The sequence below is a fragment of the Amycolatopsis echigonensis genome (assembly GCF_002846615.1).
Classification (GTDB): domain Bacteria; phylum Actinomycetota; class Actinomycetes; order Mycobacteriales; family Pseudonocardiaceae; genus Amycolatopsis; species Amycolatopsis echigonensis.
In genome coordinates this window covers 1530926-1557432 of record NZ_PJMY01000003.1, presented here as the reverse complement: position 1 = coordinate 1557432, position 26507 = coordinate 1530926, and the positions used below count along the sequence as shown (strand labels likewise).

General features: G+C 67.2%; 23 protein-coding genes and 2 rRNA genes. 15 read left to right on the top strand and 10 right to left on the bottom strand.

Going from position 1 to position 26507, the window contains the following annotated elements:
* Positions 1 to 217 precede the first annotated feature (217 nt).
* Together ATK30_RS11875 and rrf are read left to right on the top strand one after the other, a co-directional pair.
* Positions 218 to 3333, top strand: a 23S ribosomal RNA gene (locus ATK30_RS11875).
* Between the two features lie 67 nt (positions 3334 to 3400).
* A 5S ribosomal RNA gene (gene rrf / locus ATK30_RS11870) occupies positions 3401 to 3517 on the top strand.
* A 130-nt stretch (positions 3518 to 3647) separates the two neighbouring features.
* Here the strand turns inward: rrf and ATK30_RS11865 are convergent.
* Entirely contained in the window at positions 3648 to 4085 is a 438-nt protein-coding gene (locus tag ATK30_RS11865; protein ID WP_101435655.1) for an Lrp/AsnC family transcriptional regulator, read from the bottom strand.
* Positions 4086 to 4210: 125 nt separating this feature from the next.
* Here ATK30_RS11865 and ATK30_RS11860 point away from each other — a divergent pair, with 125 nt between their 5' ends.
* The 6 genes from ATK30_RS11860 (at position 4211) to ATK30_RS11835 (ending at position 10332) form a co-directional block, all read left to right on the top strand.
* Positions 4211 to 4606 carry a rhodanese-like domain-containing protein gene (locus ATK30_RS11860; protein WP_101435654.1) on the top strand — a complete coding sequence of 132 codons (396 nt, stop codon included), beginning with the start codon at positions 4211 to 4213 and terminating at the stop codon, positions 4604 to 4606.
* Positions 4607 to 4623: 17 nt separating this feature from the next.
* Positions 4624 to 5373, top strand: coding sequence for a type 1 glutamine amidotransferase (locus ATK30_RS11855; RefSeq protein ID WP_101435653.1), 750 nt, complete (start codon positions 4624 to 4626; stop codon positions 5371 to 5373).
* A gap of 94 nt (positions 5374 to 5467) precedes the next feature.
* Positions 5468 to 6598, top strand: a complete 1131-nt coding sequence (locus ATK30_RS11850) for an inorganic phosphate transporter (RefSeq protein WP_167441886.1) — start codon at positions 5468 to 5470, stop codon at positions 6596 to 6598.
* 30 nt (positions 6599 to 6628) lie between these two features.
* Positions 6629 to 9604, top strand: coding sequence for a bifunctional [glutamine synthetase] adenylyltransferase/[glutamine synthetase]-adenylyl-L-tyrosine phosphorylase (locus ATK30_RS11845; protein ID WP_101435652.1), 2976 nt, complete (start codon positions 6629 to 6631; stop codon positions 9602 to 9604).
* 10 nt (positions 9605 to 9614) lie between these two features.
* Positions 9615 to 10043, top strand: a complete 429-nt coding sequence (locus tag ATK30_RS11840) for an acyl-CoA thioesterase (RefSeq protein ID WP_101435651.1) — start codon at positions 9615 to 9617, stop codon at positions 10041 to 10043.
* 103 nt (positions 10044 to 10146) lie between these two features.
* Positions 10147 to 10332, top strand: a complete 186-nt coding sequence (locus tag ATK30_RS11835; protein ID WP_143271375.1) for a hypothetical protein — start codon at positions 10147 to 10149, stop codon at positions 10330 to 10332.
* A 12-nt stretch (positions 10333 to 10344) separates the two neighbouring features.
* On the opposite strand, the gene ATK30_RS11830 is transcribed toward ATK30_RS11835, so the two are convergent.
* Positions 10345 to 10896, bottom strand: coding sequence for a TetR/AcrR family transcriptional regulator (locus ATK30_RS11830; protein ID WP_101435649.1), 552 nt, complete (start codon positions 10894 to 10896; stop codon positions 10345 to 10347).
* Positions 10897 to 11127: 231 nt separating this feature from the next.
* Between ATK30_RS11830 and ATK30_RS11825 the strand changes: the two genes are divergently transcribed.
* Genes ATK30_RS11825 through ATK30_RS11815 form a run of 3 tightly spaced genes read left to right on the top strand, consistent with a single transcriptional unit; the run spans position 11128 to position 14697 of the window.
* Positions 11128 to 11580: a (2Fe-2S)-binding protein gene (locus tag ATK30_RS11825; RefSeq protein ID WP_037712534.1), complete on the top strand. Its 453-nt coding sequence runs from the start codon at positions 11128 to 11130 to the stop codon at positions 11578 to 11580.
* Entirely contained in the window at positions 11567 to 12529 is a 963-nt protein-coding gene (locus ATK30_RS11820; protein WP_101435648.1) for an FAD binding domain-containing protein, read from the top strand. The genes ATK30_RS11825 and ATK30_RS11820 overlap by 14 nt, the downstream gene beginning before the upstream one ends.
* Positions 12526 to 14697, top strand: coding sequence for a xanthine dehydrogenase family protein molybdopterin-binding subunit (locus ATK30_RS11815; RefSeq protein ID WP_101435647.1), 2172 nt, complete (start codon positions 12526 to 12528; stop codon positions 14695 to 14697). Before ATK30_RS11820 ends, ATK30_RS11815 begins: the two co-directional genes overlap by 4 nt.
* A 349-nt stretch (positions 14698 to 15046) precedes the next feature.
* Here ATK30_RS11815 and ATK30_RS11810 read toward each other — a convergent pair whose 3' ends face one another.
* Positions 15047 to 15898 (bottom strand): oxidoreductase, encoded by an 852-nt coding sequence (locus ATK30_RS11810; RefSeq protein ID WP_101435646.1) that lies wholly within the window; start codon positions 15896 to 15898, stop codon positions 15047 to 15049.
* Positions 15899 to 15970: 72 nt separating this feature from the next.
* Between ATK30_RS11810 and ATK30_RS11805 the strand changes: the two genes are divergently transcribed.
* On the top strand, positions 15971 to 16573 hold the full coding sequence (locus ATK30_RS11805) for a TetR/AcrR family transcriptional regulator (protein WP_244194589.1): 603 nt from the start codon (positions 15971 to 15973) through the stop codon (positions 16571 to 16573).
* Positions 16574 to 16751: 178 nt separating this feature from the next.
* Positions 16752 to 17642 carry a hypothetical protein gene (locus tag ATK30_RS11800; protein WP_101435644.1) on the top strand — a complete coding sequence of 297 codons (891 nt, stop codon included), beginning with the start codon at positions 16752 to 16754 and terminating at the stop codon, positions 17640 to 17642.
* Positions 17643 to 17694: 52 nt separating this feature from the next.
* Here ATK30_RS11800 and ATK30_RS11795 read toward each other — a convergent pair whose 3' ends face one another.
* The 6 genes from ATK30_RS11795 to ATK30_RS11770 form a co-directional block, all read right to left on the bottom strand.
* Positions 17695 to 18543: a carboxymuconolactone decarboxylase family protein gene (locus tag ATK30_RS11795; RefSeq protein WP_101435643.1), complete on the bottom strand. Its 849-nt coding sequence runs from the start codon at positions 18541 to 18543 to the stop codon at positions 17695 to 17697.
* On the bottom strand, positions 18543 to 19748 hold the full coding sequence (locus tag ATK30_RS11790) for an RNA polymerase sigma factor (protein WP_101435642.1): 1206 nt from the start codon (positions 19746 to 19748) through the stop codon (positions 18543 to 18545). Before ATK30_RS11790 ends, ATK30_RS11795 begins: the two co-directional genes overlap by 1 nt.
* On the bottom strand, positions 19745 to 20107 hold the full coding sequence (locus tag ATK30_RS11785) for a YciI family protein (protein ID WP_101435641.1): 363 nt from the start codon (positions 20105 to 20107) through the stop codon (positions 19745 to 19747). The genes ATK30_RS11790 and ATK30_RS11785 overlap by 4 nt, the downstream gene beginning before the upstream one ends.
* Before the next feature lie 150 nt (positions 20108 to 20257).
* Positions 20258 to 21070 carry a dioxygenase family protein gene (locus ATK30_RS11780; protein ID WP_101435640.1) on the bottom strand — a complete coding sequence of 271 codons (813 nt, stop codon included), beginning with the start codon at positions 21068 to 21070 and terminating at the stop codon, positions 20258 to 20260.
* Between the two features lie 50 nt (positions 21071 to 21120).
* Complete coding sequence (locus ATK30_RS11775) at positions 21121 to 22056, bottom strand: helix-turn-helix transcriptional regulator (RefSeq protein WP_167441885.1); 936 nt, start codon at positions 22054 to 22056, stop codon at positions 21121 to 21123.
* 74 nt (positions 22057 to 22130) lie between these two features.
* Entirely contained in the window at positions 22131 to 22667 is a 537-nt protein-coding gene (locus ATK30_RS11770; protein WP_101440760.1) for a helix-turn-helix domain-containing protein, read from the bottom strand.
* Between the two features lie 243 nt (positions 22668 to 22910).
* Here ATK30_RS11770 and ATK30_RS46110 point away from each other — a divergent pair, with 243 nt between their 5' ends.
* Positions 22911 to 23228 (top strand): hypothetical protein, encoded by a 318-nt coding sequence (locus ATK30_RS46110; protein WP_244194588.1) that lies wholly within the window; start codon positions 22911 to 22913, stop codon positions 23226 to 23228.
* 70 nt (positions 23229 to 23298) lie between these two features.
* Entirely contained in the window at positions 23299 to 24441 is a 1143-nt protein-coding gene (locus ATK30_RS11760) for a TetR/AcrR family transcriptional regulator (RefSeq protein ID WP_101435639.1), read from the top strand.
* On the opposite strand, the gene ATK30_RS11755 is transcribed toward ATK30_RS11760, so the two are convergent.
* A complete protein-coding gene (locus ATK30_RS11755) occupies positions 24438 to 25649 on the bottom strand; it encodes an oxygenase MpaB family protein (protein ID WP_101435638.1) in 1212 nt (403 codons plus the stop codon). The two genes, ATK30_RS11760 and ATK30_RS11755, sit on opposite strands and share 4 nt — an antisense overlap.
* Positions 25650 to 26507 lie beyond the last annotated feature (858 nt).

The window sequence follows — 26507 nt, the reverse complement described above, 5'->3', positions numbered from 1 at the left end:
TCTGTGCGGGTTGCTCAAGGAATTGTGGAACTACTGGTTAAGGGTTCTCGCGGTGGTGATGCCGCCGACTTAGTACTGCGGAGCGTGCTCCGCGTGGAACGGCGGCCGCGGATCCGGGCGGGTTCTTGTTTGCTGGCGCGCTGTTGGGTCCTGAGGCAACACACGTTGTTTCTGGTGTGGTGTTTGAGAACTGTAGAGTGGATGCGAGCATCTTTGTGGTCAAGTTGTTAAGGGCACATGGTGGATGTCTTGGCTTCAGGAGCCGATGAAGGACGTGGGAGGCTGCGATATGCCTCGGGGAGCTGTCAACCGAGCTGTGATCCGAGGATTTCCGAATGGGGAAACCCAGCACCAGTGATGTGGTGTTACCCGCCGGTGAATATATAGCCGGTGTGGAGGGAACGCGGGGAAGTGAAACATCTCAGTACCCGCAGGAAGAGAAAACAAAAGTGATTCCGTGAGTAGTGGCGAGCGAAAGCGGATGAGGCTAAACCGATTGCATGTGATACCTGTCAGGGGTTGTGTGGTCGGGGTTGTGGGACCTGTCTTCTCAGAGCTGACACTCTGGGCGTGATGCGGCATGGTTAGCGGAACCGTTTGGGACGGCGGGCCGGAGCGGGTGAGAGCCCCGTACGCGAAAACTGTGTTTGTGTCGTGTGGCGGTGTTCCCGAGTAGCAGCGAGCTCGTGGAATTTGCTGTGAATCTGCCGGGACCACCCGGTAAGCCTAAATACTTCCTGGAGACCGATAGCGGACGAGTACCGTGAGGGAAAGATGAAAAGTACCCCGGGAGGGGAGTGAAAGAGTACCTGAAACCGTGTGCCTACAAGCCGTCAGAGCGTTTCGACGTGATGGCGTGCCTTTTGAAGAATGAGCCTGCGAGTTAGTGCTGCGTGGCGAGGTTAACCCGGGTGGGGTAGCCGTAGCGAAAGCGAGTCCGAACAGGGCGACTGAGTCGCGTGGTCTAGACCCGAAGCGGAGTGATCTACCCATGGCCAGGGTGAAGCGACGGTAAGACGTCGTGGAGGCCCGAACCCACTTAGGTTGAAAACTGAGGGGATGAGCTGTGGGTAGGGGTGAAAGGCCAATCAAACTCCGTGATAGCTGGTTCTCCCCGAAATGCATTTAGGTGCAGCGTCGCGTGTTTCTTGCCGGGGGTAGAGCTACTGGATGGTCTAGGGGCCTTACCGGGTTACCGAAATCAACCAAACTCCGAATACCGGTTAGTGAGAGCGCGGCAGTGAGACGGCGGGGGATAAGCTTCGTCGTCGAGAGGGAAACAGCCCAGAACACCAGCTAAGGCCCCTAAGTGTGTGCTCAGTGGGAAAGGATGTGGGATTGCCCAGACAACCAGGAGGTTGGCTTAGAAGCAGCCACCCTTGAAAGAGTGCGTAATAGCTCACTGGTCAAGTGGTCCTGCGCCGACAATGTAGCGGGGCTTAAGCACACCGCCGAAGCTGTGTCACTCGTGCAATACATCCGCTGTTTCTTCGGAAACGGTGCAGTGGCACGGGTGGGTAGGGGAGCGTCCTGCATCCAGGGAAGCGGCCGCGGAAGCGAGTCGTGGAGGGTGCGGGAGTGAGAATGCAGGCATGAGTAGCGAATGCAGAGTGAGAAACTCTGCCGCCGGATGACCAAGGGTTCCTGGGCCAGGCTAATCCGCCCAGGGTAAGTCGGGACCTAAGGCGAGGCCGACAGGCGTAGTCGATGGACAACGGGTTGATATTCCCGTACCCGAGCATGTGCGCCCATGGCGAGGCGGTTGACACTAACCACCCGAAGCCGCAGGCAATGTCTTCGGACGGAGTCTGTGTGTGGAGCGTGGGACCTGATTCCGTAGTAGTCAAGCGATGGGGTGACGCAGGAAGGTAGCTCCGCCAGGCGATGGTTGTCCTGGTGTAAGCGTGTAGGCCGTCATGTAGGCAAATCCGCATGACATATAGGCTGAGACGTGATGCGTAGCCGTTTGAGGCGAAGCGGGTGATCCTATGCTGTCGAGAAAAGCCTCTAGTGAGTGCATGCACGGCCCGTACCCCAAACCAACACAGGTGGTCAGGTAGAGAATACCAAGGCGATCGGGTGAACTGTGGTTAAGGAACTCGGCAAAATGCCCCCGTAACTTCGGGAGAAGGGGGGCCAAGCACTGTGAAGCCCTTCGCGGGTGGAGCGGTGGTTGGCCGCAGAGACCAGCGGAAAGCGACTGTTTACTAAAAACACAGGTCCATGCGAAGTCGCAAGACGATGTATATGGACTGACGCCTGCCCGGTGCTGGAACGTTAAGAGGACCGGTTAGCCAGCAATGGCGAAGCTGAGAATTTAAGCGCCAGTAAACGGCGGTGGTAACTATAACCATCCTAAGGTAGCGAAATTCCTTGTCGGGTAAGTTCCGACCTGCACGAATGGCGTAACGACTTTCCGGCTGTCTCGACCACAGGCCCGGCGAAATTGCATTACGAGTAAAGATGCTCGTTACGCGCGGCAGGACGGAAAGACCCCGGGACCTTTACTATAGTTTGGTATTGGTTTTCGGTTCGGCTTGTGTAGGATAGGTGGGAGACTGTGAAGCGCTCACGCTAGTGGGTGTGGAGTCGTTGTTGAAATACCACTCTGGTCGGATTGGGAATCTGAACCTCGGACCATGATCTGGTTCAGGGACAGTGCCTGATGGGTAGTTTAACTGGGGCGGTTGCCTCCTAAAGGGTAACGGAGGCGCCCAAAGGTTCCCTCAGCCTGGTTGGCAATCAGGTGTCGAGTGCAAGTGCACAAGGGAGCTTGACTGTGAGACAGACATGTCGAGCAGGGACGAAAGTCGGGACTAGTGATCCGGCACCTCCTGGTGGAAGGGGTGTCGCTCAACGGATAAAAGGTACCCCGGGGATAACAGGCTGATCTTGCCCAAGAGTCCATATCGACGGCATGGTTTGGCACCTCGATGTCGGCTCGTCGCATCCTGGGGCCGGAGTAGGTCCCAAGGGTTGGGCTGTTCGCCCATTAAAGCGGCACGCGAGCTGGGTTTAGAACGTCGTGAGACAGTTCGGTCCCTATCCGCCGCGCGCGCAGGATACTTGAGGAAGGCTGTCCCTAGTACGAGAGGACCGGGACGGACGGACCTCTGGTGTGCCAGTTGTCACGCCAGTGGCATGGCTGGTTGGCTATGTTCGGAAGGGATAACCGCTGAAGGCATCTAAGCGGGAAGCCTGTTCCAAGATGAGGTATCCCACCCCTTTGTGGGTTAAGGCCCCCAAGAGACGATTGGGTTGATAGGCCAGAAATGGAAGCACAGTAATGTGTTGTCGAGTTGACTGGTACTAATAGGCCGAGGACTTGCCTACGAAGATGTTGCGCATCCACTCTACGGTTCTGAAACACCACGCTGGTGCGTGTGTTGTTTCGGAGTGTTTCGGTGGTTTTAGCGTCAGGGAAACGCCCGGTCCCATTCCGAACCCGGAAGCTAAGCCTGACTGCGCCGATGGTACTGCAACCGAAGGGTTGTGGGAGAGTAGGACACCGCCGAACTTACTTTGGATAGGTCTGGGCCCCGGTCCGAGAACCCCTTTGGGTGGTTCTCCCGGGGCCCAGACTCATATCCAGGCCCAGACAAGGCCCGAACCCCGACACCAGGGTCCGGGCCTTCGTCATGCCCAGGTCACAGCGGCAGCCCGCGGCCCCGAACCGGAGACGAGAACACCAGCGAGGTCGTCGTCTCGCCGTAGCGCTGGGCCTGTTCGACAAACCGCTCCAGCTCCGCCGTCGTGCGGCAGTGCACCCGCAGCAGCCAGCACTCGTCCCCGGTGACGTGGTCAGCGTCGGTGATCTCCGGCAGCGGGAGGATCACCTCACGGAACCGCGGCCCGTCGAGACTGCGGACGCGGACCCGGACCATCGCCTGGATCGGGCGGCCCAGCTTCTCCGGGTCGACGCGCGCCGCGTAGCCGGTGATCACCCCGCGCTGCTCCAGCCGGCGCACCCGCTCCGTCACGGCCGGCGCGGACAGCGAAACCCGGCGGCCGAGCTCCGAGAACGTCAGGCGACCGTCGGACTGGAGAAGCTCCAGCAAGCGCCGATCAACATCGTCCAGATCCACCGCGGCACCCTCTCCAGAAACTCCAAGCCAACTGCCGTCCAGACCCGGAAAACCCCGGCGAAGACGGCGGTACACCTGGATCTTCCCCTGTCCCCGAGCAAGGCCGGAACGGGAGGATCATCAGCGTGAAACCTCGCATCCTCTCCCTTCCCTGCGAAGCCTCAGACGCCGTCCAGTACTTCGGGCGCGAACTCGCGTTCGAGGTCGATCCGGTCGACCTCGCCCAGGATCTCGCGGACGGACGAACCGACGGCTACGTCCTGGTCGAGACCCGCAGCCCCGGCGCGTACGCCGAAGCCCACCTGCCGGGCGCGATCTGCTTGCCGTATCGGGAAATGACCGAGGAAAGCACCCGTGACCTCGACCGGAACCTCGTCTACGTCTGCTACTGCGAGAGCATCTACTGCAACGCTGCCACCCAGGGCGCGTATCGGCTCGCGCGGCTCGGCTTCACGGTGAAACGGCTCTCCGGCGGCATCACGACCTGGCTCGCCCACGGCTATCCGACAGAAGCGGGATAGCCCGTACCCTGGACGCCGTGACTCGTCTGCTCATCATCCAGCCCGACGCCAGCGACCCCCTCGGCCCGCTCGGGGAGTGGCTCACCGAGGCCGGCGCTGAACTCGACGTGCGGCTGCCGCCGGAGCAGGAGCTGCCGTCAAGCCTCGACGGGTACGACGGGCTGGTCTGCCTCGGCGGCGGCATGGGTGCGCTCGACGACTCCCAGCACCCCTGGCTCGTTGACGTCCGCAAGCTCCTCGCCGCCGCGGCCGGAAAGGCCGTGCCGACGCTGGCGATCTGCCTCGGCGCGCAGCTGCTCGCCGTCGCCACCGGCGGGCAGGTCTCGGAGGGCGAGTCCGGGCCCGAGGTCGGGCCTGGGCTCGTGTCGAAGAAGGACGCGGCGTGGGTCGATCCGCTCTTCGCGGACATGCCCTTCCTCCCGGACGTCCTGCAGTTCCACCGTGACGTCATCACCGTTCTGCCGCAGAGCGCCGAACTGCTCGCGTCCACGCCGAAGTACCCGCACCAGGCGTACCGGATGAACCGTTGTGTCTACGGTGTCCAGTTCCATATCGAGACCACGCCGGACGTCGTCCGGGCCTGGGCCGAGGCGGACCCGGAAATGGCAGAACTCACCCGTCCGGGCGCACTGGAGGACGACACCCTCATCTCTGTGCACGCGGACATCGCCGAGACCTGGCGTCCGTTCGCGCGCCGGTTCGTCCAGTTGGCCGCCGGTCAGCTGGAAGCGGCTCCGGAAAGTCAACGCCGGTTGCCGCTGGCTTAACGGATGACGTCGGGATCACTTACGGCGAGTTAACGGCTCACCCAAACGGTCAGGTACCTTGCGAGAGGTATTTCCGTAGGGTTCGGAGGTCGGGGTGGACCCCTCGCTGCTCGTTGTCGTCGTGATCTGCACGGCGCTGATTTTCGATTTCACCAACGGCTTCCACGACACGGCGAACGCGATGGCGACCTCGATCGCCACCGGAGCACTCCGGCCCCGCGTCGCCGTCGCGATCTCCGCGGTGCTGAACCTGGCCGGCGCCTTCCTCTCGGTCGAGGTCGCGAAAACGATTTCCAGCGGTCTCGTCGACGAGACCAGGATCGGGCCCGCCATCGTGTTCGGCGGGCTCATCGGGGCGATCGTCTGGAACCTCTTCACCTGGTACGTCGGCCTGCCCTCGAGTTCGTCGCACGCGCTGTTCGGCGGCCTGATCGGCGCGACCTGGGTGTCCGCGGGCGCGGATTCCGTCCACTTCGGCAAGATCGTGGACAAGGTGCTCGTCCCGGCCGCCGCGTCACCGGTGATCGCGGGAGTGGCAGCGGCCGCGGTCACCTATCTCGTCTACCGGTTCCTGGTGCGCAAACGCGGCAGCAGGGGTTTCCGGATCGGGCAGATCGTCTCGGCGTCCCTGGTTTCGCTCGCGCACGGCACCAACGACGCGCAGAAGACCATGGGCGTCATCACCCTGACGCTGGTCGCGGCCGGCAGCCTTCCCGCCGGGTCCGCTCCTCCCGTCTGGGTCATCATCAGTGCCGCGTCCGCGCTGGCACTCGGCACGTATCTCGGCGGCTGGCGGATCACCCACACCCTCGGCAAAGGCCTGACCGACATCGAAGGCCCGCAGGGCTTTTCCGCGCAGACCAGCAGCGCTGTCGTGATCCTGCTGTCCTCGCACCTCGGGTTCCCGCTGTCGACCACGCACGTCTGCTCGGGCGGCATCGTCGGGTCTGGAATCGGCAGGCGCGAGGCACCGGTCCGCTGGCGGATGGCAGGCCGGATGGTGCTCGCGTGGCTGTTCACGCTGCCCGCGGCGGCGGTCGTCGGCGCGGTGGCGGGCAAGATCGCGTCGCTCGGCGAGGTCGGAACCATCGCGGTCGGCGTCGCGGGGATTCTCTTCGCGGCCGGGATCTACCTCCTGTCTCGGCGCAAACCTGTCACCGCACACAGCTTCCAGGTCCCCGAACCCTCCGTCGTCGACACCGAACCGGACCGCCTGGCTGCCTGAACCGCCCCGGGCCCGGCTACGGTGTGAGCGATGGCAGAGCGCGCGCGAACCACAGCTTCGGCGGCCAGGTACGGCTTCACCGACACCCGGGCCGACGGTCAACTGCGCGCCGCGGGCTGGTGGAACGAAGGCGGGGCCGCCGAGGGCGCCACGGACGTCCTCCTCGCGCTCTCGCGCGCCGCGGATCCGGACCTCGCGCTGGCCGGGCTCGACCGCATTCGCGAGGCCGACGAAGCCGGTTGGCCGGAGCTGGACAGCACACTCCGCGAGAACCGCACGTTTCGCGGCCGGCTCCTGGGCGTGCTCGGCACCTCCACCGCGTTGGCGGATTTCCTCGTCGCCAATCCGGGCGAGTGGCGCTGTCTCGCGGGCAACCGCTGCACGGACCCGGCACAGTTCGCCGACCGGCTGCTTGAGCGGGTCCGGCAGGACGACGGGACCTATGCGACGGGAACCGCCGCCGAACAGGCGTTGCGCGCTGGATACCGCGGGCTGCTGCTCGGCATCGCCGCCGCCGACCTCGGCCACCTCGTCGAGCCCGGGCTGGACCATCCGGAGTTCCGTGACGTAGCCAGCGAGCTGACCACTCTTGCCGAGGCGTCGTTGCAGGCCGGGCTGGTGGTGGCCGAGCAGGAGGTCGGCGCGTCCGCCGAAGGCACGCTCGCGGTGATCGCGATGGGCAAGACCGGCGGCCGCGAGCTGAACTACGTGAGCGACGTCGACGTCATCTTCGTCGGCGCCGGGGACCTCGGCGTCGCGACCCGGCTGGCCAGCACGATGATGCGGGTGGTCGGCAACGCCTGCTTCGAGGTCGACGCGGCACTGCGGCCCGAAGGCAAGAGCGGCGCGCTGGTCCGCACGCTCGAAGGGCACACCGCGTACTACCAGAAATGGGCGAAGACCTGGGAGTTCCAGGCTTTGCTCAAGGCACGTCCGGTGGCCGGTGACGTCGAGCTGGGCCGCCAGTACGCGGAAATGGTCGCGCCGATGGTGTGGTCCGCCGCGGATCGCGAAAACTTCGTGACCGAGGTCCAGCAGATGCGCCGGCGGGTGGAGGAACACGTCGCGTCGGAGCATCTCGAACGTGAGCTGAAGCTGGGGCGCGGCGGGCTGCGGGATGTCGAGTTCGCCGTACAGCTGCTGCAACTCGTGCACGGCCGGGTGGATCCCGCGTTGCGTTCACCGTCCACTTTGGAGGCATTGGCCGCGCTGGGCGACGGCGGGTACGTCGGCCGCGCGGACGCGGCGGAAATGAGCTCGTCGTACGAGTTCCTGCGGACTGTCGAGCACCGGCTGCAGCTGCGTCGGCTGCGGCGGACGCACTTGTTCCCCGCCTCGTCGGACACCGATGAGCTGCGGATCCTCGCGCGTGCCTGTGGGATCCGGGCGGCTCGCGGGCGTAGCCAGGGCGAGGCGCTGCTGGCCGAGTTCCGTCGCCACGCGCAGGGGATTCGGCGGCTGCACGAGAAGGTCTTCTACCGTCCGCTGCTGCAGTCGGTGGCGAATGTGCCGACGGAAGCGTTGCGGCTCACCACGAAACAGGCAGCCAGCCGGCTCTCCGCGCTCGGGTATGCCGCACCGGAAGGGGCACTGCAGCACATCAAGGCGTTGACCTCCGGGGTGTCGCGGCGCGCGGCCATTCAGCAGGCGCTGCTCCCGGTGTTGCTCGACTGCCTCGCCGATACGCCGGATCCGGACGGCGGGCTGCTCTCGTATCGCAAGGTTTCCGAGGCGCTTCAGGACACGCCGTGGTACCTGCGCGTGCTACGCGACGAGGGCACCGTCGTCGAGCGGCTCGCCTTCCTGCTCGGCACGTCGAACCTGGTTCCAGACCTGCTCGTCCGCGCGCCGGAAGTGCTGCAGCTGCTGGGAGATCCGGCTCGGCTGACCGGACGTACGCCAGCCGAAGTAGCGACGTCGCTTCGGGCCGCCGTGCGTCGTCAGCCTGGGCTGAGCGCTGCGGTCACCGCTGCTCGGTCGCTGCGTCGGCATGAGCTGCTTCGCGTCGCGTGCGCGGATTTGCTGGGACTGCTGGATGTTCCGTCGGTCTGCGAAGCGCTGTCGAGCGTGTGGGTGGCGGTGTTGCAGGGAGCGTTGTCGGCGGCTTATCGGCAACGGCAGGCTGAGCTTGGGCGCACTCCGGCGACGATCGCGGTCATCGGCATGGGACGGCTCGGCGGAGCGGAACTGGGCTACGGCTCGGACGCGGACGTCCTGTTCGTCTGCGAGCCCGCCGAAGGGGTTCCGGACGCCGAAGCGCTGCGGTTCGCCTCGTCGGTCGCGGAGACGGTGCGGAAGATCCTCGGCGCGCCTAGTGCGGATCCGGCGCTGATCGTCGACGCCGATCTCCGGCCGGAAGGTCGCAGCGGGCCGCTCGTGCGGACGCTGGAGTCGTATCGGGCGTATTACCAGCGCTGGGGCGAGGTGTGGGAGTCGCAGGCGTTGCTGCGGGCCCGGTTCGTCGCCGGTGACGAGGAGCTTGGCGAGCGGTTCATCGACCTGATCGACCCGCTGCGTTATCCGGAAGGCGGGCTCGACCCGAAGGACGCGCGCGAGATCCGGCGGATCAAGGCCCGGGTGGAGACCGAACGGCTCCCGCGCGGAGCCGACCCGACGCGGCACACGAAACTCGGCCGCGGCGGTCTCGCCGACGTCGAGTGGACTGTCCAGTTGCTGCAGCTGCAGCACGCGCACGAGGTGCCCGGCCTGCGGACGACGTCAACTCTCGACGCGCTGACCGCCTTGGCGGAAGCCGGTCTCGCGCCGGCTGAATCGGTGGACTCGTTGCGCGAGGCCTGGTTGCTCGCCACGCGCGTGCGCAACGCGACCATGCTGGTGCGCGGCAAAGCGGCGGACGAGGTGCCCGGCACCGGCCGCGACCTGGCCGCGGTCGCGCGCGTGTTCGGCTACTCGGTGGACGACGATCCCGGCGAGTTCCTCGACGCCTACCGCCGTGTGACGCGGCACGCGCATGCCGTGGTCGAGGAACTCTTCTACGACAACTAGCCTGGTCGTCGTGACCGACCGCGAACCGTTCCGCACTCGCATCAAGGTGCGCCACTACGAACTCGACACGCTGGGCCACCTGAACCACGCCGTGTACCACTCGTACGGCGAGGTTTCGCGGCTGGAGGTCTTCGAAGCAGCCGGCGACGCGAACCTTCGCGAATCGCGGCTCGCACCGGTGCTGCTGGAGTCGAACATCGTCTACCGGCGGGAACTGCGCGCCGGCGACGTGGTGGACGTGACCTGCGACGCCTCGTTCGGCGACGGCAAGGTGTTCTGGATGACCTCGCGCATCATCAAACTGGACGGGACGCTGTCGGCCGAGATCAAGTGCACGCTGGGGCTGATGGATCTGGAGAAGCGCAAGCTGGTGCCGGATCCGAGGGGACATTTCGAGCGGGCCGGGCTCGATTTGAAGGTATTGTCCACTTCGGAGTGATTTCGCGCCGCCTCCGGCGGCTCGAAGAACCCAAGGGGGAGTGCAGGCAGCGCGAAGCTCGTTGGAGGTATCGCTGGACGGCTGCACTTTCGACACTGACCGCGTGGGAGCGGCATTGGCACAACTCGCCGCTCTGGTCGGCCTGAATCCGGCCGCCCGCGAGGCCGATGCTCCCGAACCCGAGGTGATTCCGCAGTTCGTGCGGGACATGTCGTTCTACTTCGGGCACAACGGTTCGACGGCGTATCCGAAAGCCAGCGCGAGGACCGTCATCGAAGCCCTCGCTTGACGCGTGGCCTGGTCAGTTCAGCCGCATTCCGTGCCACACCAGGTCCACCACTCCTTCGGTTTCCGCCTTCCAATCTCCTTCCGGAGTAAGGAAAAACAGCCCGCCAAGGCCGCGCATCAGCGTTTCCGTCTTCAGGTCCGGCCGGATCGTGCCCGCTTCCGCGTTCGCCTTGCGCAGGGTGTCCAGCGCGGCGAGCATCCGCGTGTACGCCTGCGTCGGCAGTTCGCTCTGCGACGCGCGCAACGCGTTGGCCAGCCCGCGTTTCGTCATCATGTAGTGCGCCAAGTGGTCCACGATCCAGACGCGCAAGGCCTGATCGGGGGAATGGTTGGCAAGCAGTTCGGGCACGATCTCGACGAGCTGGTTCACCTCGCGTTCGTAGACGGCCAGCACCAGCGATTCCGGCGTGGGGAAATGCCGGTACACCGTGCCGACGCCGACGCCCGCTTCCTTGGCGACCGCATTGAACGACACTTCTCCTGCCCGGCTCACGGTTTCCGCCGCGACCGTCAGGATCCGTTCGTGGTTGCGCCGGGTGTCCGCCCGCCGCGGGCTCACCGGCATCGCGCCTCCCGCGTTCCTTCGCTGGTCTGGACCTGGAGCCGCTCCAGCACTACCTGGAGTAGCTCCACTTCGTTGCGTAGCGGATTCTAATCCGCTAGCCTCGGTCAAAGCGAGCCAAGCGGATGAATATCCGGTTTACCCGGACGGCTCGTGTTCCCGAAGGGCCGTCACCACCACCATCACGCCGCAGGACGTCCGCCGCGGACGGACTGCGGGAAAGCGAACCCTACTGTGGACATTTCCCTTGAAGTCAATGGAAGAACCGAGCAGCTCGGCGTCGAGCCGGGAGTGACCCTCCTGGACGCGCTGCGCGAGCGGCTGGGCATCACCGGCCCGAAGAAGGGCTGCGACCGCGGTCAGTGCGGTGCCTGCACCGTGCACGTCGACGGCAAGCCGGTGCTGTCCTGCCTCACGCTCGCGGCCGCGGTGCGCGGTCCCGTCACCACCGTCGAAGGACTGTCCACTGAGGACGAACTGCACCCGGTGCAGCAGGCGTTCGTGGACCAGGACGCACTGCAGTGCGGGTTCTGCACGTCCGGGCAGGTGATGTCGGCGGTCGCCGCGGTGCGCGACGACGTGTCCGACGTCCGCGAGTTCATGTCCGGCAACCTGTGCCGGTGTTCGGCGTACCCGAACATCGTGCGCGCCGTGGAGCAGGCGAGGCAGGCCGATGCGACCGTTTGAGCTGACCGCACCCGCCACGGTCGAGGACGCGCTGGGCAGCGCGGGCACCTACCTCGCCGGCGGCACCACCCTGGTCGACCTGATGAAGCTCGACGTCCTCACGCCGCAGCGGGTGCTGGACATCAACGACCTGCCGCTGCGGGGCATCGACACCGCCGACGGCCTGCGCTTCGGCGCGCTGGAGCGGATGGGCGACATCGCCGCGCATCCCGGCGTGTACCCGGCGATCTCGCGCGCGCTGCTGCTGAGCGCGTCACAGCAGTTGCGGAACATGGCCAGCATCGGCGGAAACCTGATGCAGCGCACGCGATGCTCGTATTTCCGGGACGTCGCGATGCCGTGCAACCGGCGTTCGCCGGGCAGCGGCTGTTCGGCGATTTCCGGCGTCAACCGGATGCACGCGATCCTCGGCACCAGCGATTCCTGCGTGGCCACCCACGCCAGCGATGTCGCGGTCGCGCTGGTCGCGCTCGACGCGGAGGTCGTGCTGGCCAGCGCCGAGGGAACCCGGACGGTCGCGCTGACCGACTTCTACCGGCTGCCGGGCGACACCCCGGAAATCGAGCACGACCTGCGTCCGGGCGAGCTGATCACCGAGGTGCGCGTGCCGCGGCTCGACTGGGCGGAGAACTCGACCTACGTCAAGGTCCGCGACCGGCAGTCGTACGAGTTCGCGCTGTGCTCGGCGGCGGTCGCGCTCGACGTGCGCGACGGGAAGATCGCCAACGCCCGCGTGGCGGCGGGCGGGGTCGCGACGGTGCCGTGGCGGCTGCCTGCCGTGGAAGAGGCGCTGCGCGGCGCGGAGCTGACTGAGGAAGCTTTCGCAGCCGCCGCCGAGGCGGCGGTGGAGGGGGCGAAGCCGTTGTCCGGCAACGTGTTCAAACCTTCGCTGCTCAAGCGGACCATCGTCCGCGCGCTGCTCGAACTGACCGAAGGGAGCCGGGCATGAACGCGCGGCTGGACGCTCCGCGGAAAGTCACCGGCCAGGCCGATTACGCGCTGGACCGCACGTTCCCCGGCATGCTGTACGGGTACATCGTGCTCAGCACGATCGCGCACGGCGAGATCACCGCGATGGACGTGACCGCGGCGAAGAGCGCGCCCGGGGTCGTGAGCGTGTACAGCCCGTTCGATCCGCTCGAACTGCACCCGTTCAAGTCGCAGCTCATGGGGGACCTGTGGCTCCCGCTGCACGACCGGGACGTCGTGTTCTACGGGCAGCCGATCGGGCTGGTCGTCGCGGAGACGTTCGAGCAGGCGCGGGACGCGGCGGGGCTGATCGAGGTCTCGTACCAGGAAAAGCCCGCGCTGACGTCCATGGAGGACGGGCTCGCGACCGCGGAGGACGCCCCGGAGAGCCGCGGCAGCGCGCCGTCGATCGAGGTGCTCGCCGACGGCGTCGAGTCCATTGAGGACGCCTTGGCGCAGAGCCCGGTCGTCGTCTCGGAGACCTACCGCACCGCGACGCAGAACCACGCGGCGATGGAGCCGCATTCGGCGGTCGCGAAGTGGGACGGCGGCGAGCTCACCCTCTACAGCGGAAACCAGGCCAGCTACCTGCAAGCCATGGAAATGGCGGGGGTGCTGGGCGTTGAGCCGTCGGCCGTGCACGCGGTGAACCCGTACGTGGGCGGCGCGTTCGGCGGCAAGGCGGGCACCTCGGCTCCGGGGATGCTGGCCGCGGCCGCCGCCAGGGCGCTCGACCGTCCGGTGAAGTGCGCGCTCACGCGCGAGCAGGTGTTCACGGCGACCGCGAACCGGCCGGCCACGGTGCAGAAGATCGCACTGGGCGCGGACCGCGACGGCGCCTTGATCGCGGTCCAGCACGACTCCTGGTCGGCCACGTCGATGAGCCGGTCCTTTGTGGAGCCGACATCGCACGGCACCTCGCGCGAGTGGTACGCGACGCAGAACCTGTCGATCAGCCAGAAAATGGTGCCGCTGCACATCCCGCCGGGCACGTTCATGCGCGCGCCCGGGGAGGCGTCGGGTTCGTTCGCGCTCGAAAGCGCCATCGACGAACTCGCGATCGCGCTCGAGATGGATCCGATCGAACTGCGCAAGCGCAACAGTTCGCTCGCTCCTCCCGGCGTCGATCTGCAGTGGTCGAGCAAGCACCTCGACGAGTGCTACGAGATCGGGGCGCAGCGGTTCGGCTGGGCGAACCGGTCTCCGCGCGGGCACGTCGACGGGGACTGGCTCGTCGGCATGGGCACGGCGACCGCGATGTTCCCGGGGCTGCGCTTCCCGGCGACGGTCGAGATCACGCTCAACGCGGACGGAACCGCGGACGTGTCCACCGGCGGGGCCGACCCGGGCACCGGGCTGCTCACCGTGCTGGCCACGATCGGGGCCGAATCCCTCGACATCGACCCGGAACGCGTCACCCCGCACCTGGGCGATTCCCGGTTCGCGCCGGGCGGCATGTCCGGCGGCTCGACCGCCACGGCGAGCACCGGCACCGCGATCATGCTCGCGGCCACCGAACTGCTCGACGAACTGGTGGCGCTCGCCGCCGAGCCGGGCGCGCCGTTCGAGGGCGAGGTGGTCACGTACGCCGAGGGGTTGCTGCACGGCAACCACGGCACCATGCCATTCGGCGAACTGCTGCGCGCGATCGGCCGGGAATCCTTGTCCGCCAAGGGGTCTTCCGCCCCGGGCGAGGAGATGACGAAGCATTCGTTCAGCTCGTTCGGCGCGCAGTTCTGCGAGGTCCGCGTGCACCGGCTGACCCGTGAGGTCCGGGTGTCGAGGATGCTGGGCGTCTTCGACGGCGGCCGGATCATCAACCCGACGCAGGCGCGGAGCCAGCTGTCCGGCGGCATGATCTGGGGCGTGTCCGCGGCCCTGCACGAGGGACTGGAAGTGGAGCCGAGCGGACGGCCCGCGAACGCTGATTTCGCGAGCTACCTGCTGCCGGTCAACGCCGACATCCCGGAGATCGACGTGCAGTTCGTCGAGTACCCGGACACGCTGCACAACGCGGTCGGAGCCCGCGGAGTCGGCGAGATCGGCGCGGTGGGCATGGCGGCCGCGGTGGCGAACGCGGTCTGCAACGCGACCGGGATCCGGGTGCGGCGCATTCCGATCATGATTGAGGATCTGCTGGTGGAGTGACCCGGAAGGGGGCGTCCAGGCGCGGACGCCCCCTTGGCCGGGGCGGCGCGGTGAGTGCGTTTGGGGGTGCTCGACGGGCGGATGACCCTGGGCGCTCGGCCTGCGCAGCGTGCGCGGCCCGGTGGCGTAGGCATCTCGATCTGGTGCCGGGCACAGCATTCCTTCACCGGTTACGTCGGCTGAACCGTTCCCGCCCGCATACCCCGATGCCGCATTGGGTGCGTCAGATGCACCCAATGCGGCATCGGGTTCTCGCCTCTGGCGATGGCCCGGCAGCGGGCGTTTTGTGAGCAGCTGCAGTGAACTCGCCGCACACCGCGCGACTGAGGGATCCGTCGCAGGCAGCGGCTCAGCCGGGCAACTGGGCTCCGTCCGGGAAGTCGGTGGAGCGGCTCAGCTCGGCCCATTCCTGGATCTCCTTGTCGACCGCCGCGCGGCCGTTCGCGATGAGGCGGAGGGCGTCGGAGCCCAGGACCAGGTGCGCGGGCGGGTTCGGGACGTCGAGGATGTGCAGCACGGCTTCCGCGGCCTTCCGCGGGTCGCCGAGCTGTTTGCCGCTCGCCGCGAGGCGGTGTGCGCGGACGGGGTTCATCACCTGGTCGTAGTCCGGCAGGGAACGGTCGGTGCGGACCATCGACCGGCCCGCCCAGTCGGTCCGGAACGATCCCGGCGCGATCGCGGTGACGTGCACGCCGAACGGGGCGACCTCCTTGCCGACCGTTTCGAGAATGCCTTCGACGGCGAACTTGCTGCCTTGGTAAAAGGACGTGCCCGGCACGGTGATCAGCCCGGCCATCGACGTGACGCCGAGAATGTGCCCGCTTCGCCGCTGCCGCATGTACGGCAGCACTGCCTTCACCGTCGCGACGACGCCGAACACGTTCACCTCGAACTGCGCACGCAGCTCCGCCATCGTCGACTCTTCGAAGACGCCCTCGTGGCCATACCCGGCGTTGGCGATGGCGACGTCGATCGGGCCCACCTCGGCTTCGATCTCGTCCACCGTCCGGAACACCGCGTCGTCGTCGGTGACATCGAGGATGCGCGCGAGGGATTTGCCCGGCTTCAGCTGCTCGAACTCCGCAGCGTCGGCCTGCTTGCGGACGGTGCCGACGACAGTGTGGCCAGCCTGGAGCGCGGCCTCGGCGAAGGCTCGGCCGAGGCCAGAGCTGACGCCGGTGATCAGGAAGAGCTTGGTCATGAAGCCAACTCTACACCGCGTCGAGAAAAATCTGCACTGCGTAGAAAATAGTCGTCGTGATAGAACGTGCTGGTGGAAGAGCGAGGCACCCGCACCCGTCGCCGGACGGCTCCGACCAAGGGAGACCTGCGCGAACGCGCGATTCTCGACGCGGCGGAGCAGCAGCTGGACTCCGTGGGCGCGGACGGCATGACCGTGGCGACGATCGCGCAGGAAGCCGGGATCACCCGGGGGGCGCTCTACTTCTACTTCGGCTCCAAGAACGAGGTGCTCGCCGCGCTGGTCGAGCGGACGGTGACCAAGCTGCGCACCGAGGTGGACGAGGTGGACGCGGCCGCTGCCGCTCCCGGCGACGCGGTCCGGCAGGGGATCGCGCAGACCGCCCGGATGTGGCGCGAGCACGGCACGGTGATGCGCACGGCGGTCGAACTGTCGCCGTCGGTTCCGGCGATCGACCAGGCCTGGCGCTCCGCGGTGGTGGCGCTCGCCGACACCATGGCCGGTGTCGCCGAGCGCGCCGGACTGCCCTCTGGAACCGCGGCGGAGGTCGCCACTGCGTTGGTCTGGATGACCGAACGCGTCTTCTACCAGGCGTTTGTCGCCGACAGCTCGCTGGACGACGCGGCGGCGACGCTGACTCGGGTGTGGCTGGCGGCGCTCGGTCTCGCGGCCTAGCTCTCCGGCCGCACCGCGACGGGTTGCGAGGCCGGTCGAGGTCGTGCCCGCGCGGACCAAGCGGGGGCGACATTGGGGCAACTATGGCTCTCCGCGGAACTTCCGAGCCAACGTCATTCGGTGCTTCACGTCTTTGGGGCAGAGATTCACCAAAGACACCGGCGCAGGGGAGAGCACAATGGGATTCACCGCGATGAAGTCGATGAAGCTGGTCATGGTCGGCGGCGCGGTCGCCGCGACCGCTTTGCTTTCCGCGTGCAGCGGAAACAATGTCGGCGGAAATGGTTCCACGGCGAAGAGCATTTCCGGCACGGCAGCGGTCAAGCAGAACCCGCAGGGCGGTTCGGCCGGTGCGGCAGGCACTTCCCCTCTTCCGGACGGTGACGTCAACTGCAGCAAGCTCGGCGGACAGGTCGGTCCGGCCAATGGGCAGAAAATGGATCTGATCGCCGTGGAAAGCGCGAGCGGATCCGTTCCGGGATGCGTCGAAGCCTTCAATGTCATGACGAAGTACTACGAATTGGCACCGACGCAGGGTGAGGGGCCCGGTCACCGGGTCCTCGGCATTGAAGGGCACTGGGACTGCGCATTGGGCGCGGAAGAGGAATTCGCCCAGGGCGTTGTGAACTGCGGCAAGGACGGCGGCACCGAGTTCATGATCAAGACCGCGCCGACCGCGGGCAAGGGCGGTACCGGCCAGCCCGCCGCCCCGACGCGCCGCTTCCCGAACACGACGCAGACCGTGCAGTTCACCGGCTTCGACCGTTCGGTCAACATGGCCCAGTTCCAGCTGATCACCTGGAAGAACGGCGGCCCGGACGACGGCAAGTTCGTTCCCGGCGACGCCACTACCTACCGCCTTCCGCTGAGCAAGGCCGTGCAGGTCTTCGGCGCCGCTGAACTGTGCCCGGGCGGCGAGGTCGCGCTCGACCCCCAGGGCCGCGGCACGAACCCGTGCACTGAGCAGGCCCTGATGGAGGCGCTGAACGGCTCGAGCCCGCTGCACGCCGAGATCCACGTCGACAAGAACGACAACATCGACGTCGTCAAGGAGCTTTACCGCCCCTGAGCGGACAGCGGACACCAACCGGCGGCCGGGTACTCCTGGCCGCCGGTTCGCGTTACGCGGCAAGAAGTGCGCGCTGTCCGGCATCGAAACTGCGCAACGCGGCGCCCACGGCCGCGGCGACAGTGATCTCGTAGACCTCGTCTTCCTGGTATTTCGTGGTCAACTCGGTGAAATCGGCGTCAGTGAGCCGGTAGGACGCGTCGCGGACCTTCGCCGCGAAGGGCTCCAACGGAGCGGGCAGGCCGTCGCCGCCCGCCGCCGCGACGCGAAGCGCCTGGTCGGTCACCGCCGGCGCGGTGAACACCGAATACCGCATGTTCTCTACCGGATCCTCGTGCTGGTCGGCCGGACCACCGGCGAGCAGGAAGCCAGGGAATCGATACCCGAACCGGTGCAGGGCCCGGGTTCCGCTCTCCAGTTGCCCTTCGCGAAGCACGAAACCGAACGCGTTCGCGAGCCGGTTCACGACGTTCCACACCAGGTTCACCCGCAACGCTTCCTCAATCGCCGCACGCGGAAGATCCGGCAGCACGATCTGGTCCGGGTTCAGCGTGACGGTCTCCAGGAACGCCCGGATGGTGCGCACTTCCGGCCGCGCCGCGTCCGGCTGCGAGGGATCGATCTCGCCTTGTCCGGCGATCCGGGTCAGTTCGGCGTGCGAGTCGATGCAGAACGGGCACTCGTGCAGCAACGCCGTTGACATGGCGAGGAATTCGCGCTCCCCGGCCGTCCAGTACGACGGGCCGCGCATCGCCGGAGCGGTGAGGTCCAGCAGCGGCCGGGTGAGAAAACCGGGACGGTACAGCAGCATCTTCACGATGTCGGGCGGCTGCTTCGACGTGATCGACAGGAACAGCTTGGCTCGCAGGCGATGTCCGTTGTCGAGAATGGACAGTCTCATCAGGACTCCAAGGTGGCTAAGCGACCGGCGAGAAAACGCCGATCGGCTGGGTTGACCGCGAGCTCGTGGGCGCGCCGGTACGCGGCCATCGCCTCGGCGGTACGGCCGAGACGGCGCAACAGATCGGCGCGCGCGGCGTGCATCAGGTGGTACCGGTCAAGCCCGTCGATGCGGTCGATGAGCGCCAGCCCCTCCTCCGGACTGGTGGCCATGGCGACCGCGACGGCGTGGTTCAACGCGATCACCGGCGACGGATTCGTTTCGTACAACCGGTGATACAGCCCAGCGATCGCCGCCCAGTCGGTGTCCGCCGCGGAACGGGCCTGCGCATGGTGGACGGCGATGGCGGCTTGCAGTTGATACGGCCCAGGCATTCCGAAGCGCAGCGCACGGTCCAGCAGACCGATCGCTTCGGTGATTTCGCTGTGGTCCCAACGGCTTCGGTCCTGGTCTTCGAGCAGGACGACATCGCCGTCGGGCGTGTAGCGAGCAGCGGTGCGCGAATCGTGCACGAGCAGCAGCGAAACCAGGCCGAGCGCTTCGGGCTCGTCCGGCATGAGCGTCGCGACCAGTTTCGCCAGCCGGATCGCTTCCTGTTGCAGCTCGCGGTGTTCCGGCGCGGTGTAGCCGTGGGTGAAGATCAAGTACAGCACCGCCAAGACCCCGGACAGCCGCTCGGACAGCAGATGGTCGGCCGGGACCGCGAGGCTGATCCCGGCGTCGCGGATCTTGCGTTTGGCCCGCACCAGCCGCTGCGCCAGCGTCGCCTCGCTGACTAGGAACGTCCGCGCGATCTGCGCCGCGGTCAGCCCGGCCACCGCCTGCAGCGTCAACGCGACGCGCGCCTCCTCGGCGAGCGCGGGGTGACAGCAGGTGAAGACGAGGCTGAGCCGTTCGTCGCCGATCGCGAGCAGGCTGTCCTCGGACGGTTCCACCGCGACCTCCGGCTGTTCGCCGAGCTGAGCGAGCTTCTCCTGGCCGCGGCGGGCGCGCCGGAGCCGGTCGATCGCGCTGTTGCGGGCGGCGGTCAGCAGCCACGCCATGGGATCGTCCGGCGGCTCGTCGCCCCAATTGCGCAGGGCGAGCGCGCACGCGTCCTGCAGCGCGTCCTCGGCGAGTTCGAAGTCGCCGAGGACGCGGACCAGCGCCGCGAGCATCCGCGCCCGGTGCTCGCGGTAGACCTCCCGCAGCAGCGGCGACGTCATGCCTGGTGGGACAGCCCGGGCACGCCGGCGACCGGGCGCACCTCGATAGTGCCGACCTCAGCCATCGGGCACAGCGCGGCGAGTTCGAGGGCCTCGTCGAGATCGCGGCAATCGAGGACGTAAACACCGCCGAGATGCTCGTGGGTCTCCAGGAACGGCCCGTCGGTGATCAGCGTCTTCCCCTCTCGGACGCTGACCGTGGTCGCGGTGTGCTCGCCCTGCAGCGGATGGCCGGACACGAACACCCCGCGCCGGCGGCATTCGTCGGCGAACGCGTTCACCCTGGCCAAGGCGTCCGGGAAGGCCGGATCGCCGGGTTCGGGACGGTCGCAGTTGTAGATCACCAGCAGATACAGCATGTGTCCTCCGAGGGCCGGTCCGGCGTCGTCGTAATGGAAGACGAATGCGTCGACCGTAACTCGACAGCCCGGTTCGGGCTTCTCGGAAACTTCTCGGAAAACGGAGAACGGCGGGCCCGGGGGGAGCCCGCCGTTCTCGTGAGGAGAGGGTCAGCCCTTCTGCCACAACGCCGGCGCGTTGGGCGGTTCCCAGCCCTGCTGGGCGGTGTGGCCCTGAAGGCACACGTAGCTGACCCCGTTGAACGTGACGCGCGTACCGGAGGGGTACGCCTTGCCCGCGGTCCAGGACGTCCCGCCGCTCGGCGGTCCGGTCGTCGGTCCTCCCGTGGGCGTCTGCTGGACGTCGAGCACGAAGTCGAACGCGGCCTCCTTGGCGTTGTTCGGGGCGTCGCGGACGGTCATCAGCAGCCGCGCGTCGAAGATCGTGTCGGTGTTGTTGCGCGGCTCGCCCGGGAAGTACAGCTGGGTCGTCAGGATCGGCTGCCCGGGGGCTTGCACCTTGACGTGGATGTGCCGCGTCCGGCCGGGGTAGAGGCCGGGCACGACGGTGGTCAGCTTGAACTCTCCGAGGTCGTTCGTGTACTGGTGGCCGCGGAAGTTGAACCCGTCGTTGTCGTAGGCCCCGTTGACGTCCGCCTGCCAGAAGTCCAGCAGCGCGCGGCCGATCGGCTGGCAGGACAAGCCGAAGACGTACCCGCTCACGGTGAGCCGCTGGCCCGGCGTGTTGTCGTCGACGAGCACGCTCCGCTCGGGCGAGTCCGGTTTGAAGTACGGGCCCTCGGTCTGGTCGATCGTCGGTTCGTCGCCGTCGTGGCAGTACGGGGTCGGCTCGACGTTCTGCCCGCCCGCGAAATTCGTGCGAGCCAGCGCGGGACCGCCGACGAGGGCGACCGGCGCGGCGACTCCGGCGGCCAGCGCGGCCTTCAGCACTGTCTTGCGGCTGAACTTCCTGTCTTCGTCCATGCCTGCTCCTCGGTGGGGGCTCGGGATTCCCCTCGACGGTAGGGAGGAGATCAGCCCGCAGCGATGGACGGAGTCCCGCAGTCGTGGTGAATCTTCGGGGCGGCGTCACCGGTGCGGCGGAATCCGCCGGGGCTCAACCCGGTTTCGCGCCGGAAGAACCGGCAAAAGTAGGCCGGGTCGGCGAATCCGACGCGGCTCGCCACCTGCCGCACGGACAGATTCGTCCGCAGCAGAAACCGTTTCGCCTCCTGGATTCGCGCCTCGCGCACCAATTCCGCCGCGGTGCGCCCGGTCGCCGCTTTGACGGCCTCGGTGAGGTAGCCGGGAGTGACGCCGAGCCGTTCGGCATGCGCGCGCACCGACCACAGTCCCAGTTCGGATTTTTCCGCCTGCTGGGCGAATTGCGCCGCTACCGCGCGGGCGCCGGCGGGTGCCGGCGCGGACGGAGTTCCGGGCAGCCGTCCGGCGCGCACGATCAGCACGTGCAGCAGGGCGCGCAGCACGGATTCGCCGTCCTCGCCGCCGCGGCGGAATTCCTCCTCGAGTTCGGCGATCAGCCGCGCGGTGCGGTCGTGCTCGGCCCGGTCCAGCCGAAGCCACGGCCGTTCGCGCAGCCTGCGCAGGGTTTCGCGGTCGGCCGGATGGTCGAAGAGGAAGTCGTCGGTGAACAGCACGACCGATCCGGTGAGCCCGCTCGCCTCCCAGTGGTGCACCTGGCCCGGGGTGACGACGCCGAGGTGTGGCGGGCTCAGCTCCCACCGCGTCAGGTCGACGACGTGCGCGCCGGTCCCTCCGGTGACGAGCACGATTTCGTGGAACGTGTGCCGATGCGGGAATTCCGCCCTCGACAACGGTCCCACCGCGTCGAAGGAACCGACCGCGAACGGCACCGCCCCGGGCGCGGGCACCTCGAGCCGGTGCAGCGGAAGTTCCCCGGTTTTGACCGGTCGGCAGCACATTCCCGGGGGCACCGTCGTCCCTCGCATCAGTCCGTCCTTTTCGCCGGGTTCGAACCGAAAAGTCTAGACCAATTTCGGGTCGGGCACCTCCGACGGAAGTATCAGTAACTGGGCGGAGTGACGCTGACGAGGAACCGGGCGGCGGTCCGCCCGTCGTTGCGGAAGCGGTGCGGGATGGCCGAATCGAAATGGCAACTGTCGCCGGTCTTGAGCACGTGAGTCTGCTCGCCGACCTGGACGGTCAGCCGTCCGGCGATCACCACGACGCACTCCTCGGACGGATGCGAGCGCAGTTCGTCGGACGAGACCCCGCCGGGTTCGAGCACGCCTTCGAGCACCTCGAGCTTCGCGCCGCCCGGCGACGCGCGGGTGTAGGTGATCGCGTGGTGCGGCGAGGAGATCCGGTACCGGTCGTCGTGCCGTATCACCGCGACGGTTTCCTCGTCCGGCTCCTGGAACAGGCTGAACAGCGGGATGTCGAGCACCTCGGCGATCCGCCGCATGGTCTCCAGGCTGGGGTCGGTGACGCCCCGCTCGACCTGGCTGATCAACCCGGTCGACACTCCCGCCTGGTCGGCGAGCTGGCGCACGGTCAGCCCGCGCAGGGTGCGGAACTCGCGGATCCTCGTCACGGTCACCCGGTCATTATCATCGAACGGCGCTCCGGCGCAGGTCACCGGCCTCGGCTGGTCCCGCTGGGCGGTCCCTGCCCCGCGGATCGCCGAGAGGATCGTCGCGCGTGGAGTTGCCGTCAGCCCGACGATGAACACCGCTCGTACCGTGGTGGGCTCCTGTTCCCTGGGACGAGCGTAAGGCTGTGCTCGGCAATCTGCGCGCGCTGATCGCTTGCGCGCGGAGATCCCGTCGGCGTTGCTGATTTCGTGGCGAAGACCGTCGGCCAGACGGGAAAACCGGCGATTCGGCGGGCCCGGAACGCATCCGGTGCAACCTCGAACTGGGCGCCGGGCGATGACAGACTGGAGATCCGCTGTGTGGATGGGGATCTGATGTTCCCGGACGAGCTGCTGGCCATGGTGACGGAAGTGGTGTCTGCCAAAGCCGAAGCGATGCCCGGAGCACCCGAACTGGTCGCCACCGCGGTGCCGGTAGCCGTGGCCGGTAATTCGCTGCGTGCACTAACTACTTGGAAGCCGCTTTGGCTCGAGGCACTGGCGACGCGTCTCCTCCCGCCCGCGTGAAGACGCGCCCGTCTCGTGATTGACTGGCCGGCATGGCCGTACGTCCGCTTCCGTGTGCTCGGGGTCCGCGGTGACCTCCGAACCGGCTGCGGCCACCCGTCCGCGCAACCGCAAGCAGCTCATCGTCGAGGCAGCGGGCCGCGCCTTCAGCGAACGCGGGTACCACGCGGCGTCGATGGAGGAGATCGCCGCCGCCGTCGGGATCACCGCGGCGGCGCTGTACCGGCATTTCCCGAACAAATACGCACTGTTCACTGAGTGCGCGAACGTGATGGCGGACCGCCTGGTCGTCGCGCTCGACGCGGTGCCGCCGGACGCGCCCGCGGCCGAGGTCCTCCGCCCGCTGGCCCGCGTCACGGTCGCGCACCGCGAATCCGGCGGCCTTTACCGTTGGGAAGCGCGTTACCTCGATCGAGCGGACCGTCGCGTCTTGAGCGCGAAATTCGCCCAGGTCGTCGCGCGTGTGACCGATGTGGTGCGGCCGTCGCCGGACGCTGAGCTCCGCGCCGTAGCCGCACTCGGCGCGATCGGCTCGATCACCATGCACCGTACGTCGATCGCCCACCACCGCGCCGAGAATCTGCTGACCGAATCCGCCCTGCGCCTCGCCACCTCGACGACCACCCCGGCCGCGCCGTCGGTAGAGCTTCCCGCTCAGCCGGTGCCACGAACCCGCCGCGCGCAAATCCTCGCCGCCGCCGTGCCGTTGTTCGAACGCGACGGATTCGCCACGGTCACGAACGCCCGCATCGCCGAGGCGGTCGGCTTGGTGCCGTCGGCGCTCTACCGTCATTTCCCCAACAAAGCCGAAATCCTGGCGGCTGCCTGCCTGCAAGCCGCGGGACTCCTGTCGCAAGCTGTGGAACAAAACCTGCATGGCACCACCGGCGCACAAGCCTTGCCCGTGCTGGCCGCAACCTACGTGGCGTACAGCTTCGAACACACCGCCTTGACCAACGTCGCCGCTGCCGAACTAGGCGGCCTGCCCGCGTCGTTGCAGCGTCCGCTGATCCTCGCGCAACGCGAGCACATCGCCGTATGGGAGGAACAACTCCGCCTGGCCCGGCCGGATTTGGACGCGCACCAGGCCCGCGTGCTGGTGCACGCGGGCTTCGGCGCGGTAGTCGAAACCGGCCGGCGGCTGCGGTGGGAGGACACCCCCGACCACCGCGCCGCCGTCACCGCATTCTTGCTGAGCGCACTGGGACTTTAGGCACCCGGCCGATTCGCCGTGGGGAGCGTGATCGGCGTCTGCGTCGGCGAGGTGCCGTTATTGAGGTACATCATCGAAATGCCGCGCACGAACTGGTCGAAAAGATAGAAACTGCCCGGCATGATCTTGGAGACGCCCTCGCGGAACGCCACATACGCCGGCCATTCGATCCGCACCAACGCCGCCTGCGCGTAGTCGCGGGGGAGCCCGAGCCAATCGCCCATCTGGTCGTTGAGCAGATACCGGACCAGCTCGTTGACGAATCCGGAATCGAGCCCGAGCGTCGGATTTTCGATATATCCGAGCAACGTCTTCGCCAGGCTGACCCCTTCCTCGGTCGGCCCGAGCACCGGCCACAGCATGTGCTGTGCCTGCGCTTCCGCGTCCGCCCACGTCTGCGGAATGAACTGCTCCTGCACGCCAAGCAGATGCAGCGTGACCTGCCAGGCATGCAGGTCCGCGTCCTGCTCCGCCGTCGACAACGCGATGTTCCACTTGAGCATGTTGCTGCGCGCGAACGTGGCCACGGAATGGAACGTCCGCAGAATGTCGCCGTTGCTGATCGGCTTGGGCTGATCCGCGCCCGCCTGGTACTTCGCCGACGTCGGCAGCAAATTCCGCACCACCGCGTGCACCAGCCGGGTCTTGTTGGCCGTAACGACGAAATGCCCGTCCGGCGCCCAAGCCTTGGAGTTGTGCAGGTCGTAACCAAAAGTGAACGTCTTGGCCGCCCGCTGCTTCATGTCCGCGCCGCCGGCTGACCAGTAAACCGCCCGCGCCTCCCTCGGAATAACGGTGCTCATGATCCCGCTGCCGAGCGACTCCGAGACGAACAGATAACTGCTCAGCCGGGTATAAAGCTTCTCCGACGCGGCAAGCTTGGCCGGATCCGCCCACGACGGCAGTTTGTTGACTTGCTGCAGATACGCCACGAGATAGTCGGGCATGCCAGCGGGCAACGGCGCGTTGTTGTCGATCCAGCTCTCCCAGGCGGTGTTGACCTCCGGCACCTTGCCCTCGGTCAGCAACGCCTTGGCTACCGCGTCCGCGGTGTCGTCCCAGACCTGGAACGGATCGGCCCCCGTCCCGCTCCCGGCGATGGACCCCTTGCTCGACCACGCCCACGCAGTGCCGGTGGTGCCCGCCATGCCCGCGATGCCCAACGCCGCGCCGAGGGTCAGCACCTTCCTTCTGCTGAGATTCTCCATGTACTTGTCTGCCTCTCTGGTAGGCGTCGTTGCCATCCCATCACCGGCCAGGGGCTGCTCGCCGCCCCGTGTCGACAGTCTCGGAGGAAGTGATTTCTCATTAACATAACGGTGCCGGATGCCTGGTGGCAAGAGGTGTCTCCGCTCCGGATCGACGACCGGTCCCGCGCGGTTCGCGGCGAGCCCGGCTGTTTGTGACGCTCGACGACCGTGCGCGGTTCGGCAGACGGAGCGGTGCGAGCGACCGAGACGAAGGTCGACGGCGACTCCGCCCGCATGCCTGCTGCGGGGTGAAACATGTCTGGGACCCAATCTTCTGAGCTGACGGTTCCGGAGGCATGGGCGTACGGCCCGGCAGGCCGATATCGCAACGCGATGGCCGTTCTGGTTCTACTGGCCCTGATGGCGGCGGCGATCAGTGCGTACTCGTATGACAGGGGAGAGGGGTGGCGGGGACTGGCGCGGCGTGGTTCACCGTATTGCTGGCCGTTTTCGCCGTGGTAGGCGCGGACGCCCGGTTGCGTCGGAAACCGGCTGGCTCGGCGGTGGCGACAATGCGCGCGCAGGGCTGGCCCGCGACCGGTCTGCCCTATTCGGCCGTGCAGTTCGCGGGCGGCGGACTTTCGAATCGTTCCTGCCGTGGTCAGCGGTCATGTCGATCCAGCCGTACTTCCTCGACGGGCCGGAGATTTGGGTAGCGGCCGGGAAAAACGAGCAGCAATGGCAGCGCAAGCAGTTCACCCGCTGGTGGCGCCAGGACCGGCTGCCCGCCGAGCCGGATCCCGGCCAAGACCCTCGGCGTCGACGCCACCTTCGCCTATCGCCTGCTCGGCCGCTACTGCCTGCACCCGGCCAGCC